Here is a 13,873-nt window from a genome sequence, read left to right as displayed (position 1 = left end):
ACGGCTAACACATTTAACGTTGGATTTTCGTAACGTTTTTGTACTAAATTACCATGGCTAATTGCTGCGGATTTTGAAACAATTGTCGTTCTAATTCATTTACCAACACCCTCTTTTTATTTGATTACCTGAAACTCCTTAGAGCGTGGAATCAAGGATACGATGCCTTCTTCAGATCAATCGTCATTTATCAAAGGCTATTCTGTGCGCAATGAACGCGCCAACCGAGATAAAGACGCTCTGCTAATCAGCATGCAGAGTCGCATTCTGTCGAGCCTGTCTGATCTGCTCACCCGGTTGTTCAATAAAATGGACGACGCCTTTTTTGATATGGCGCAGCACGCCACCAACAACAACGAACAAAGCCAATACTTCGACGCCATGCGCGAATTGCGACTGCATGCCCGTGATGTCGACAACCACCTGCGTAAAGAATTGGCCTATCAATTTGCCCTCCTGCATAAACGTCAAAAAGACTCCCAGCTGAATAAACGGGTTGATCTCGATTTAACCCTGGTAGACAAAGAGCGGGTAGAAGTCGATGTTGCCCTGGCCAATATTCGCAACAAAATTAAAACCCAGTATCCCGATCTGCTGTTGCATATCAGCCAACGCCTCAACCGCTATCTTGAGGTGGACTGGCTCGACGAATCCAATATCCCGCTAGGCACCCAAACCCTGGTTAATGCTTTCAGCAACGCGATCGACAAATTTGATATGCCGCTGAAAATCCGGCTTATGGTATTCAAATATTTCGAGCGTTTTTTGGTGGATCATCTGCGCACCATCTTAGTGGACACCAATAAAATGTTGGCGGATGTGGGTGCAGACCCACAAGTTAAACCTCCCCGCGCAAGACCGCACCATCGATCACATGCCAACGCATCCTCATCTGCAAGCGGACAGGATTCCCTTATTAAGTCTTCCGATGACCGAATTAACAAGCAGGGCAACCTGACAGAAGCCAGCTCCGGAACACACACGTTTGAACAAGTCAGTGCGCTACTAAGCCAGCGTTTTTCCAAAAGCCTGAACCATCGCTTATTTAAAGTGAAAGCTAACCAGCTCGGGCCTGAACTGAAGATGCCGGACCTGATGACCGTGCTGGCAAAATTACAGGAAGCTCAGGCCAGCTCGCTTCAAGATGAAGACACCGCCCACATCGGTGACGACTATCAGGACATGATCCTGCTACTGGAACACCAGCTAGCCATTAAAGTCCGGGAACGGGGTGTGCGCAAACTCAGCCAGGCTGACGACAACGTCATCAGCCTGGTCAGCATGATTTTCGAATTCGTATTGGACGACCACAATATACCGCCGGAAATTTCCCTGCTGCTGGGCCGGTTACAGATTCCGATTATAAAAATCGCATTGGCCGACCGCGGTTTTCTGAACGAGAACAATCACCCAGCCCGGCGCTTGCTTAAAAAGTTGTCCCAGGCAGCGATCGGCTGGGAGAAGGAATCGGTACTGCAACGTGATCTGCTGATGGAAGAAATCCGCAATGTCGTCAGCCGTGTATTGAATGAATACGAAGTCGGCAATATGGAGCTGTTTACATCCCTGGAAAAAAGCTTTTCGAAGTTCATGGAAGATGAAGAGCGCCGGGCAAGGGATGCTGAAAACCAGATCGTTCAAATTGCTCAGAACCAGTCCAGACAGGAAATGATTCGCAGTATGGTTAATCAACTGATAGTTGACCGACTGCAAGGCAAAATTCTGCACGCTGATGTTATTGAAATTATTGATGGCCCCTGGCGCGAAGCCATGCAGAACACGTTACTGCGATACGGAAGGGATTCGGAGCAGTGGAAAAGCACGCTAAGCACACTCGACGAGTTAATCTGGAGCATTCAACCTCAACACGCAACGGCCGAGCGTCCGCGCTGGATTAAACTGGTGCCTGAATTGTTGAAGCAAACGTGCACCGTACTGGAAAGCGTAAGCCACCCCAAAGCCGAAATAGATCAGTTTCTGGCGACGTTATGGGACATTCATAGCCAGCTTATGCAGTCCTCTGCCGCTACCCCCCTATCCAACAGCCGCACCATAGACAATACCGCCAGCGAACCCGGCAACGGTTTATCGGGTCAATCGGCGAACCCGCTGCGACACAAGATCAAATCCGCACAACGTAAAGCACTGCTGAATCCGGAATCCGACGAGATCACCGAAATACGACACGCCCTGCTGAACCTGCCACCCGGGCAGTGGGTTGAAGTCTATACCCTGGATGGAAAAATCCGCCGCTGTAAGCTGGCCTATCACGATCCGGGGTCAGACCGCTTTATTTTCGTATCGCGCCGCGGCAACAAAGTGTTGGAAACCAACATAGACAGCCTGATACAAATGGCGGAATCCGAAGATTTGCTGCTGCTTGAAGAGGTCTCCATGTGGGACCGTGCTATCAGCCAGGTGGTCGGCCACCTCAACGCCGAAGAACCCGTTTCTGAGAACGACCCTGCTTAAAATGGCCTGATTCGTCCCCGAAGGTTAACAGTCCCGAAGACTGGGTTTATAATCCCGCCTCTTATCCAGTCCGTATCCACGAGAAAGATTATAAAATGATCAATATCGCTGACATTATTGCCAAAGAACTTGGCGTCAAACCCTCTCAAGTGCAAGCTGCTGTTACCTTGCTTGACGAAGGTGCAACGGTTCCATTCATCGCCCGCTATCGCAAAGAAGTCACAGACGGGCTGGACGACACCCAATTACGGAATCTGGAAGAACGATTACGTTACTTGAGGGAGTTGGAGGAACGCCGCGAGACCATCCTAAAAAGTATCGCAGAGCAAGAAAAACTCACCCCTGAGCTGGAAAAGTCGATCAAGGAAGCCGACACCAAAACCCGCCTGGAAGACCTTTACCTGCCCTATAAACCCAAGCGTCGCACGAAAGGCCAGATCGCTCGGGAAGCCGGGCTTGATCCACTGGCTCAAGGCTTATTGCAAGATCCTGCGCTGGACCCGGAGCAACTCGCCGCGTCGTTTGTGGATGCCGAAAAAGGCATCGCTGACGCAAAAGCCGCATTGGATGGCGCCAAATACATCCTCATGGAGCAATTCAGCGAAAACGCCGAGCTGCTGGGCAGGCTGCGTCAATTTTTGTTTGAAAATGCCGTGTTGAGCGCCAAGCTCGTGGAAGGCAAAGAAAATGAAGGGGCCAAATTCAGCGATTACTTCGATCACAAAGAAGCATTAAAGAGCGCACCATCGCACCGGGCCCTGGCGATTTTCCGGGGCCGCAACGAAGGCATTTTGCAAGCCAGTATCGCCATCGTGCAGGAAGATACCAACGCCAGCCACCCCTGCGAAGATACGATTGCCCGCCATTTTGAATTACGCGACCAGGGCCGGGCGGCGGACAAATGGCTGCAGGAAGTCGTACGCTGGACCTGGCGTATCAAATTATTGCCCCACCTGGAGACCGAATTACTGGGTGAATTACGGGAGCGCGCCGAGGCCGAGGCCATCCGCGTATTCGCGCACAACCTGAAAGATCTGTTGATGGCAGCCCCAGCGGGCCCCCGCGCTACAATGGGGCTCGATCCCGGCCTGCGTACAGGAGTCAAAGTTGCGGTGGTTGATGCCACCGGTCAACTGCTGGATCACGGCACGATCTTCCCTCATGCGCCGCGCAACCAATGGGACCAATCGATCCAGATCGTTGCCGAACTGGTCAAAAAACACAATGTGGAATTGATCAGCATCGGCAACGGCACGGCTTCCCGCGAAACCGACAAGCTGGCCGCCGAAGTACTGAAAAAGCACCCCGAACTGAACGCACAGAAAGTCATGGTAAGTGAAGCGGGTGCCTCCGTTTACTCGGCATCGGAATTTGCCGCCCGCGAGTTCCCCAAACTGGACGTGACCTATCGCGGTGCCGTATCCATTGCACGCCGCCTGCAAGACCCGCTGGCTGAACTGGTAAAAATCGAACCCAAAGCCATCGGCGTCGGCCAGTATCAACACGACGTCAGTCAGGCCAAAATGGCGCTCAGTCTGGGGGCAGTAGTGGAAGACTGCGTAAACGCAGTGGGCGTGGATGTGAACACCGCGTCGGAGCCATTGCTGGCACGCATTTCCGGCCTCAACAAAACCATTGCCGGTAATATTGTCAGCTTCCGCAATCAGAATGGTGCCTTCGGCAGCCGGGATGACCTGAAGCAAGTGCCCCGCCTGGGTGACAAAACGTTCGAACAAGCCGCGGGCTTCCTGCGCATAATGAATGGCAAAAACCCGCTGGATCGATCCGCTGTTCACCCTGAAGCCTATCCACTGGTGGAGAAGATTGCCACTAAGCACAGTCGCAACATCACTCAGGTGATCGGCGATAGCGGGTTTCTGAAAGGCCTGTCCGCCAATGAATTTGTGGATGATCATTTCGGTTTGCCCACCGTGACCGACATCATCAGTGAGCTGGAAAAGCCCGGACGCGACCCGCGCCCTGAATTCAAAACCGCCGAATTCAAAGACGGCGTCGAAACCATGAATGACCTCAACCCCGGCATGATCCTGGAAGGGGTGGTAACCAACGTCACCAACTTTGGTGCCTTCGTCGATATCGGCGTCCATCAGGACGGACTGGTACACATTTCGGTGCTGTCGAAAAACTTTATTGCCGACCCGCGGGAAGTGGTCAAAGCCGGTGATATCGTTTCCGTTAAAGTGGTCGAGATCGATCTGCCCCGCAAACGCATCGCGCTCAGCATGCGCCTGGATGAAGCAGCCGGTGAGAAAATCGATGGCCAGAGACCTCCCAAGTCCAGAAAGGCCGGGCACAAAGGTAAAAAAGGTGGCGTGGTGGCGGCCAAAACCAAGAGCAAAGAAAAAGCGTTACCGGATGGAAAAACCGGAACCTTTGCCGACCTGTTCGCCAGTGCGAAGAAGCTGCGCAACTAACCACAACGCTTGCCCAACTGAAATGCCGGCCTGGTGATAAACGCCAAAACCACACGCGTTTATCACCGAACCGGCCGACTCCTCAGGCACTTTTCGCCATTTGCATTCGATGGTATATGCATCATAATGGCGAAAACCGCACAGGAATAATGCGTGAAAAACACTTTGATGCAGCGGCTTGAATCCATTCAGGCAGCCCAATTGCACAACAGCCTGAACCAAATGCAACGCGGCCTGGAAAAAGAAAGCCTCCGCGTTACTCCAACCGGAGAACTTGCGCAAACGATACACCCGACCGCTCTCGGCTCTGCGTTAACCCACCAATCCATTACCACCGACTATTCAGAAGCCCTGGTGGAATTCATCACGCCGGTATTTCAGGACAGCCGTCAGCCGCTGGATTTTCTGCACCAGTTACATCAATTCGCCTATCAGAATATTAATGACGAAATGCTGTGGGTGAACAGCATGCCCTGCCGGTTGGGCGATGAACTCAACATACCCATAGCACACTACGGCAACTCGAATGTGGGCCGGATGAAACACGTCTACCGGCATGGCTTGTGGCACCGGTATGGTCGCGCCATGCAGACCATTTCAGGTATTCATTACAACCTTTCATTTCCGGACACGTTCTGGAAACACTACCACCAATTGCAAAATAGCCCGCTGCCATTACAGGATTTTATTTCTGAACAGTACTTTGCGCTGATCCGCAATTTCCTCCGTAACGTGGGGTTGGTGGTGTACTTATACGGCGCCTCTCCCGCGGTGTGTAATTCGTTTTTACGGGGTCGTGACCATCAGCTGAAAACCTTCAGGCAACACACCAGTTACATGCCCTATGGCACATCGCTGCGCATGAGTGACCTGGGTTACCACAACGATGCACAATCCGGGCTGACTATTTCCTACGATTCACTGGAACAATATGTCTCTACGTTGCAGCACGCCATTCGCACACCCTACGCGCCCTATGAAAAAATCGGCATTTTGAAAAACGGGGAGTACCAGCAACTCACCACCAACATTCTGCAAATTGAAAACGAATTCTACAGCAGCATCCGGCCAAAGCGAGTCACTCAAAGCGGTGAACGTCCGACCTGCGCATTATCCAGTCGCGGAGTGGAATACATTGAGCTGCGTTGCGTTGATCTGGACCCGTTCAACCCATTGGGCATCAACCAATCGCAAATCATGTTTCTGGATGTCTTCGCTGCTTATTGCCTGTTGAACGACAGCCCGTCTCTGGATGCTGAAGAACAACAATGCAATATTGAAAACCTGCAATCCATTGTTTCCCAGGGACGCGATCCGGATCTGCAACTTTCCTCTAACTGCACCCGTGCACCTTTCCGGCAATGGGCACAAGAACACTTGGACAATATGCTGCAGGTAGCGCAGCTGTTTGACCAAGCCCACCAGCATAATCAGCACAGCCAGATCGTGAAGGAGCAAATGCAAAAACTGCAGGACCCTTCACGGACACCATCAGCCAGGGTAATGCGCGCCATTATAAATCAGGACCGTTCTTTCTATGACTTTGCCATGGAGTGTGCCTCAAACACGGCAAGGCATTTTAATGAACAACCCCTTTGTGCAACCAGGGCCGCGAGCCTGAAAGAAGAAGCACAACGATCATTGCTGGCACAGCGGCAACTGGAAGCCAATGACAGCGTTTCGTTCGAACAATACCTCAACCAGTTCTTCTCACAGGAAGCCTGCGACTAAATCGATTCGGAAATTTTTTTCAATGACTTAAGGTGACTTCCTAGAATTCACTGCTAGCCTTTGAGTTAGGTGCTTGCTGTACACCGGAATGTGGAAAAGGGGTATAAAAACCCTGAGTGTGGAATCAAAGCTTAATAAGAGGCACGGCTCCCATGAGCATCAGCGAAATCGATCAACAGAACTGGAATATTGATACCCTGAACAAAGCCTATCGCCAGGGCTATATGTTCGGTTTAAGCGGTGAACCGCAGCGTTCCTGCCCCTACCAATCGGAAGTAATAGCGGCGGCCTGGGAAGCGGGCTGGTCCGATGGTTGCAGTCAGGCCAACAGTATCGGTTTAAAGTACCCCGCTACCGCGTAAAAGCTGCCAAACGGCAGAACTTTATCAGCAATAGAGGATCGAAGGTCACTGCGATTGCCGGATTATGGTTATAATCGGCAGCTTTCATTCAACTGATAAGAATAATCAGCATGACCTTACCTTCCAATCGGCCAGTCAATGCCATCGGCGTTGTCGGTGCCATAGTCTCCATGTCTTTCGCTTACTTTTACCTGCAATCCCATCTGGGTTTAGAAGCCTGCCCTCTTTGCCTGATTGATCGCGGCCTGGTAATCGCCATCGGTGTTTCGTTCTTATTGGCATGGGTTCACAATCCCAAACAATGGGGTCAACGGATCTATAGCGGCGTGGCATTGCTATTCAGTGTGTTTGGCATTGCTGTCTGCTGGCGTCACTTATGGTTACAAAACCTGCCGAAAGATCAGGTTCCGGAATGCAGCCCCGGATTGGATTATATGCTGGAAACCTTTCCCATCGGAGAAACACTTCGCATTATATTTAATAGCGCCGGAGAGTGTGCAGATATCCAATGGAGCTTGATGGGCTTGTCGATTCCGGCTCAAACCCTGTTGGTTTTCATCGGGTTCAGCCTACTTTCCTTGCTTCAAATGCTACGAAAACAGCCTTAAACCAAGCTGTTTTGTGGTTTTTTCATCCTCAAAGATAGAACATGTTTTCATAAGAAATTTGTTTTCCATATCCTCTATGCTGCTTTTTCGGCCATTTTAGCCGGGAAGCCAAGAACTAAAAAATTGTCAATGCAATATAGCCATTTTTGTACGCTCACATTGTCTTGCCCCACCCCCCCATTTTGAATATTCTCGATAGACCGGGTTAGGAAATACAGCGCAACAAATCCGTTTCTCAACCGCCTGTTGCTCTTTCCCCGGAATACAATTTGATGCAAGCGCCTACGGGCAAACTTTAAAAAATGAAAGAAGCGGTCAATATCGCTTCGTTGTGCAAAAAGGTAACAGTGCATTTTCGCACTACCGACAAACAACCTATTCCATGCAAATGGGGAGGAACACCAAAATGCTGACCGAAGTACCAACTACCCAGTCCACACCCGCTGAGAACAAAATTGAAGAGTGGGGTACGGTGGATAAAGTTATTTCACGCTGGCTTCAGGAACGACAAGAATTAATTTTACTGTATTGCAAAGTCGATGGGTTAAAGCAATTCGCTACCAAAGATACCCCCATCAGCATACGCGTGCAGGCTCTGTGTGATGTTTTAATCGACTATGTATCTGCAGGGCATTTCGAGGTATACCAACACCTGATGCGCGAAGCAGAGCAATTCCAGGAAGACTATCAGAAAACCATCGACAGAATCCTGCCGCTAATCCAGCGCTCCACCGAGATTGCGCTCGACTTTAACGACCGCTACTCCACGGCAAACGATTGCGAAAGCAATCTCAGCCAATTAGCTAAAGACCTGAATCATTTGGGCATCAACATCGTAGAGCGCTTCGATCTGGAAGATCAGTTGATCGAATCCTTACACACCAGTCACAGCGAACTGGTTGCGTAACCACCTTACTGCTGATCAAACCAAACCACGTATTATGAAAAGAGCGCGTAGCGCTCTTTTTACGTTTTAAAACCGCCTGCTACACTGTTGATAAGCCTTTCATAGTTAACTGTAAATTCCTCAGTCAGGATCCAGTTTCATCCCATGCGCCTATTCGTAACGCTTGCATTGTCATTATTGCTTTCCGCCTGCACATCACCTGAGCGGGAATGGCAAACTACCAGCAACGGTGCCTACACCTCTTCGCTGAGCCCTGACGGCCAATACGCCTTAATAGGTTCAATGGAGCACGGTGGCAGTTTATGGCGGCTGCAGGATGGTGAGCGCCTGTACAACTGGAACCATGTCGGCGGAGAATATTCCACACTGGTTGCGTCGGCATTCTCCACCGACAGTAAATTCGCACTCACTGCAGAAAAAAAACGTTTTGTGCTTTGGGAGGTCGCCAGTGGCAAAGCGCGGGGCTTCTGGCCTGCCAATGGCGGCATACTGGCAATGGCCCTGTCCGATAAAGGCCAATACGCCATCATCGGACAAGAAAACTACACCGCTCTATATATCGACACCACAACCGGCTCCGTCATTAGCACCTTGACGCATTCCGGCGACATCAACACAGTCGCTATCAGCGCTGATGGGAAAACCGGCGTCACCGGATCGGAAGATGGCATCATGAAAGTCTGGGATCTGTCGCAGGCTAAGGTCACATTCGCCTACCAATTGGGTGACGATGTCAGCGCCGTAGCGATAAGCAACGACGGCAGTCTGGTATTCGCCAGCCTGTATTACGGCAAAGGAAAAATCTGGCTGACCCAAAGCGGCAAAGAAGTATCGGAAATCGGGCACCACCGCACCACCATCACTCGGGCTGCGTTCTCAACGGATAACACAACCCTGCTCACCGGTTTCACCGCCAGAAGACTCATGCTCTGGGATGTTGACAGCGGTAACGACTTGCAAAGCTGGCGTGCCGACGCGCCGCTGTTCTGGAGACCCTCCGGACTGGTCGTCACCGATGTGGCTTATGGTCATCAGAGCGGGACTTTTCTGAACGTGTTTTCCAATGGCCTGGTCAATCAGTGGAAAGCCCAATAGCGCATTATTGACTGAGTATCTGCCCCAGCGTCACCACACCGACGAACCCCACGGTGTAGGCCACCAACAAATATCCGGAAAATTTCAGATAGCTGCCAAACGTGAGCGCCTCAACTTTACTCATGGCCACCACACCGGCGGCAGATCCGATCACTAATAGCGAACCACCCACACCCACGCTGTATGTCAGCGTCAGCCATTCGGACAACGACATATCGATACCGGATTTGAGCAAAGCGGCGGTCAAGGGCACGTTATCAAACAAAGCAGAAACCAGGCCCACCACATAATTTGCTGCTAGTGTCGGCAGGTAATTATACAGTTTCGGGAAATAAGCCAGCACACCCAACTCCTTGAGCATGCCCACCAGCAACAACACGCCCAGAAAAAACAGCAAGGTATCAAATTCAATCCGCCGCACATAATCCAGTATGGGTTCGTCCTTATTCATGAACTGGACTACCATAAACATCAGTGACAAACCGAATAGAAAGGACAGAACCGGGGGTATGGAGAAGGCAATATTGGCCACTATCGTGCCCAATATGGTGAAGAAAAACATATAGGCAATCACTTTGTCGCCCCGAGTAATATTGAATTCCTGCTTCTGCAAAACCAGATCGTCCGTTAAAGGCCGCGACAACATCCAAGCCAATAACAAAACAGCGATCAAGGCCGGCAGGACCAGAAGCGCCAGATCCAGAATAGCGACTTTGCCTGCCAGGAAAATCATCAACGTGGTGACGTCACCGGTAATCAGAGCAGCCCCCCCGGCGTTTACCGAAAAGATAACCAAGACGATATAGCGCAGCAATTTTTCCGTAGGTAACTTCAGGCTCACCAACACCGTGATACAGACCAAGGTCGAAGTTATATTGTCTGCCATTGAGGAGAATATAAAAGCAAAAAGCCCGGTAAGCATCATCAGTTTACGCTCGCTAAGACGCTCCGGTAACAAGCGATTCACTAAACCATCAATAATCCCTTTACTGGAAAGATAAGCAACAAAAGTCATTGCCGCCATCAGAAATAACCAGAGTGTCGCGATATCCAGCAGGTTTTCATTGAGGGCATGGCTCACTTCTTCGTAGCTTGCGTGGTGAGGCGGGGCCATGAAATAAAGCATCCAAACCGTGGAGCCAAAAAACAGGGTGGTTTTTGCTTTGTCGATATGAACAATATCTTCTATGACGATGGAGATAAACCCCAAGGTCACCAACACCAATAATACTGCGGTCATGGGCGGTTCCTGGTCGGGATAAGATGGCACATTTGTGAATCGCGGGATGGCATGAATTTTAGACTAAGCAGCAAGCCGAATCGAGCACAACCTGCGGCTAACCGGCCTGGATTTAAGGCATTTTTGAAACAGCCGACAACTATTCGGCAGTATACGCTACCATTAATTGACGAACTTCCAGGGGGTTAGCTTGTGATTAAACAATCGTTTTTAACACAGATTTTGGCGCTTCTAACAACGCTAGTATTGAATGGCTGTGCCCATCATCCGAGTGGAGTCCCCACTGAATTGAATGGGCAGTCCCTGATTGTAATGGGCTATCGTGCGGACAAAGGTGTGCCCTATGAAGGAGGCATGCTCTACACCGGACACCGCATCGATACCCTGGATGATCAGTTAATCGAACCCGCGCCGATGGCAAAAGGCGATTTCAAGTTGGTTAAACCAGGAGAACATGTGCTGGAAGGTTATTGTTACTGGCAGCTACGAGGTGTATTTCACGATGTTGACGATCTGCAAGAGCGCGGCAAGTTGCATTTAACCACGCTCCCTAATCACACCTATACGATCCAGTCAGACATCGACGAATACAAAGTAAAATGTACATTATCCGCGTTTGTCTCGCCTCCCGGCCTGGAGCCGGGACACGCATTGCAAGAATCACCCCCATCTGATCAGTATCAAGAGTAATGCCAGCGTCATTCCAAGTGCCTAGCTGGCTCAATTTGGCGCAGAGGACAACATGTCAAACACATACTGGGGCAAATTGCGATTAATCTCATCCCGCGCGCGCTGTTTTAACAGATTCTGCTCGGTCGACGATACCTTGATCGGCCAGCGCTGTTTGTCCAGCACATTACTTCCGTCAAAGAAGATCAGCTCATAGGAACCCCGCAGCCAATACCAATTTTGCCGCGCTTCTACCGGAGCCGTATCCAGGGTGCCTTGCAACACAAGATTAGACTGCTGCGCAGTAGTAATGCCTAGATCAGAAATGGCTTTTTGTAATTCGGCTTTTACGGAAGGGTCATCCGCTTTTACGGCGATCTTCAACGTCGATAAACCGTCGCGGATCAACTTTTCAATCGCCGGTAAATCATAACGCCCGTCAACGCCTTGCCCGCTTGCCACCACCATTAGATTCTTATTGAGCTGATCCCGCTCCAGTTGCAGCCCATGCGCTTTTTTTAACGCCTTTAATGCAACCAACGGATTGCCCGCCTTGCTGGTTGCGTAATTGACCAGTTCGTTGATTTCCCGATCAGAGGTCGTGATGGATTTGCGAAAGCGATTCGCTGCAGGCTGTTTGGCCAGGATCGCCAGCGCATAAATCCTGGCATCCTCCTCCGACTCCCAGTATTCAACAACCTGAGCGCCGGACATCACCTGCTTGGCCTCGGTACTCACACTGCGTGTCACCTTTTGTTCATTACTCGAGACTTGCTGACCCCCTGTTGAACTTAGCTGCGCAGAGCTGAAATCCAAACTCGACTCGGCTACCGCCACTTCGAATATTTTGGATAAGTTACTCACAGCTCTGTCCGCCGCCAGTGGGCGATTATCCGCCGAGCCGATCGCAGCCAGATGCGTATGGGCCGGATATTCGGCGTCCGGCTTGTCAATCCATTCGGGTTGTTTCGGCGCGCTACTGCAGGCTGCCAACACACTCAACAGTACGAGCGCAACTGCCGCATTAAGGTGTATTCGAAGAGCCATTGAATTCTCCTTGTTCAGAGGGTGGTACCGAGGTCGGTGTCATAACTGGATAGGTAAAATAATCATCGTTAAGGCTGTTTGCCATGACTGCGGCCAGTTGCTTCGCAGCCAGGGTATCGGCGGCAGGCAGGGTCACCCCCAACTCCGGCAATTGTACCCGGGTGGCTGCAGATACCCGGATGCGGGCCACCTGAATGGACGCCGGCAACATATTCCAGCTGCGCAAATCAGCTTGCTCTGACGCAACCGATAGCACGTTCATCAAAATACCGGCCGCATCGCCTTTATCTTGTGCTTCCTGCACCATATTGTATTTGGCGACAGCCCTTAAGGTGGCCGCTGCCAGCATTTTAGCGCTATCGTTTTTGAGGTCTTCCCGGGCCCGGTCTTCCAGATTTTCTATGATGTCTGTTCGCTGCGTCTGGCCATTTGCAGCCAATGATATAAACCGGGCGCGATAATTAGATGGATTGTAACGGGGCATTACTACACTCACCATCGAGCGGGCACGATCACTGTAGACTGAAATACGGCTATCGGTTTTGGTGCTGACCACACCGTCCAGATAAAACAAAAGCCATTCCACTTCCCCCTTCGCCAACGGCGTTGCCGAGGCACCAAAACGGGCGCTGTATTCGCGGTAATCCTCATCACGCCCCTGACGCTTACCTAAATTCAGCAATGTCGTTTTCAACGCACCAGGGATCGGATCCTTGCGTTCATTGAGAATGTTATAGGCCCTGCGATAACTAATATACGCATCGTCGTATTCGCCGTTCATTTCATAGATCGCGCCGGCTACGTACTGCGCGCCGGCTAATTGTCCCTGATCTGTTTTACCGTCATCCAGACGCTGCATGGTGACATTCGCCTGCAGCATTTCCACCCGGGCTCCGTCTGCGTCCCCACTGAACAAATAATTCAACGACAGCAGCAGGTGCACCAAAACCTGATCGCTGGCAGAACCGGAGTACGCCCGCAATGCTTCATTCACGCTGACGGCTGCTAGATTCTCGGACACACTCGCTGCCTGTAACGACGTCATAATGGATTTAGCTTGCTCCAGATCCTGGCGACTGGCACCGAATTCACCGAGATAGAATTTCAGCATACCGCGATTCAACAGGTACTGCGCCCGGTCACGGTTGGAAGGGGATATTTGTTGCAGGTGATCCAGGGTTGCCTGCGGCCCGGCTCTGGTCAGATTGGTTGCGAGCTGGTTCACCTGCCACGAGGCGCACCCGGATTGAAAAATCAGGGCACCCAACAGGAGCAGTACCCTGATCACTATTTTTGGCGTCATAGAG

At 51.0% G+C, this 13,873-nt stretch carries 11 protein-coding genes; 8 read left to right on the top strand and 3 right to left on the bottom strand.

From position 1 onward, the window contains the following. The first annotated feature begins 162 nt into the window (after positions 1–162). The 7 genes from FT643_RS18365 (at position 163) to FT643_RS18335 (ending at position 9,610) form a co-directional block, all read left to right on the top strand. Complete coding sequence (locus FT643_RS18365) at positions 163–2,472, top strand: DUF1631 family protein (RefSeq protein ID WP_156872875.1); 2,310 nt, start codon at positions 163–165, stop codon at positions 2,470–2,472. Between the two features lie 95 nt (positions 2,473–2,567). Further along, positions 2,568–4,907, top strand: a complete 2,340-nt coding sequence (locus FT643_RS18360; RefSeq protein WP_156872874.1) for a Tex family protein — start codon at positions 2,568–2,570, stop codon at positions 4,905–4,907. 153 nt (positions 4,908–5,060) lie between these two features. Continuing rightward, a complete protein-coding gene (gene gshA / locus FT643_RS18355) occupies positions 5,061–6,638 on the top strand; it encodes a glutamate--cysteine ligase (RefSeq protein ID WP_317622065.1) in 1,578 nt (525 codons plus the stop codon). Between the two features lie 152 nt (positions 6,639–6,790). After that, entirely contained in the window at positions 6,791–7,000 is a 210-nt protein-coding gene (gene rmf, locus FT643_RS18350) for a ribosome modulation factor (RefSeq protein ID WP_156872873.1), read from the top strand. Positions 7,001–7,110: 110 nt separating this feature from the next. Beyond that, the gene (locus FT643_RS18345) at positions 7,111–7,608 is read left to right on the top strand and encodes a disulfide bond formation protein B (RefSeq protein WP_156872872.1); all 498 of its coding nucleotides are present in this window, start codon (positions 7,111–7,113) and stop codon (positions 7,606–7,608) included. A gap of 406 nt (positions 7,609–8,014) precedes the next feature. Further along, a complete protein-coding gene (gene rsd, locus FT643_RS18340; RefSeq protein WP_198043671.1) occupies positions 8,015–8,515 on the top strand; it encodes a sigma D regulator in 501 nt (166 codons plus the stop codon). A 144-nt stretch (positions 8,516–8,659) separates the two neighbouring features. Further along, positions 8,660–9,610, top strand: coding sequence for a WD40 repeat domain-containing protein (locus tag FT643_RS18335; protein WP_156872870.1), 951 nt, complete (start codon positions 8,660–8,662; stop codon positions 9,608–9,610). Positions 9,611–9,614: 4 nt separating this feature from the next. Here FT643_RS18335 and nhaD read toward each other — a convergent pair whose 3' ends face one another. Beyond that, the gene (gene nhaD / locus FT643_RS18330; RefSeq protein WP_156872869.1) at positions 9,615–10,850 is read right to left on the bottom strand and encodes a sodium:proton antiporter NhaD; all 1,236 of its coding nucleotides are present in this window, start codon (positions 10,848–10,850) and stop codon (positions 9,615–9,617) included. A 192-nt stretch (positions 10,851–11,042) separates the two neighbouring features. Between nhaD and FT643_RS18325 the strand changes: the two genes are divergently transcribed. Beyond that, positions 11,043–11,540, top strand: coding sequence for a hypothetical protein (locus FT643_RS18325; protein WP_156872868.1), 498 nt, complete (start codon positions 11,043–11,045; stop codon positions 11,538–11,540). A gap of 30 nt (positions 11,541–11,570) precedes the next feature. On the opposite strand, the gene FT643_RS18320 is transcribed toward FT643_RS18325, so the two are convergent. Both FT643_RS18320 and FT643_RS18315 read right to left on the bottom strand, forming a co-directional pair. After that, a complete protein-coding gene (locus tag FT643_RS18320; RefSeq protein ID WP_156872867.1) occupies positions 11,571–12,566 on the bottom strand; it encodes an LPP20 family lipoprotein in 996 nt (331 codons plus the stop codon). Further along, positions 12,544–13,869 carry a COG3014 family protein gene (locus FT643_RS18315; RefSeq protein ID WP_156872866.1) on the bottom strand — a complete coding sequence of 442 codons (1,326 nt, stop codon included), beginning with the start codon at positions 13,867–13,869 and terminating at the stop codon, positions 12,544–12,546. Before FT643_RS18315 ends, FT643_RS18320 begins: the two co-directional genes overlap by 23 nt. Positions 13,870–13,873 lie beyond the last annotated feature (4 nt).

The sequence above is a fragment of the Ketobacter sp. MCCC 1A13808 genome, assembly GCF_009746715.1.
Taxonomy (GTDB): Bacteria; Pseudomonadota; Gammaproteobacteria; order Pseudomonadales; family Ketobacteraceae; genus Ketobacter.
The sequence above is the reverse complement of the archived record's forward strand: the minus strand, read 5'-3'. Positions and strand labels throughout refer to the sequence as shown.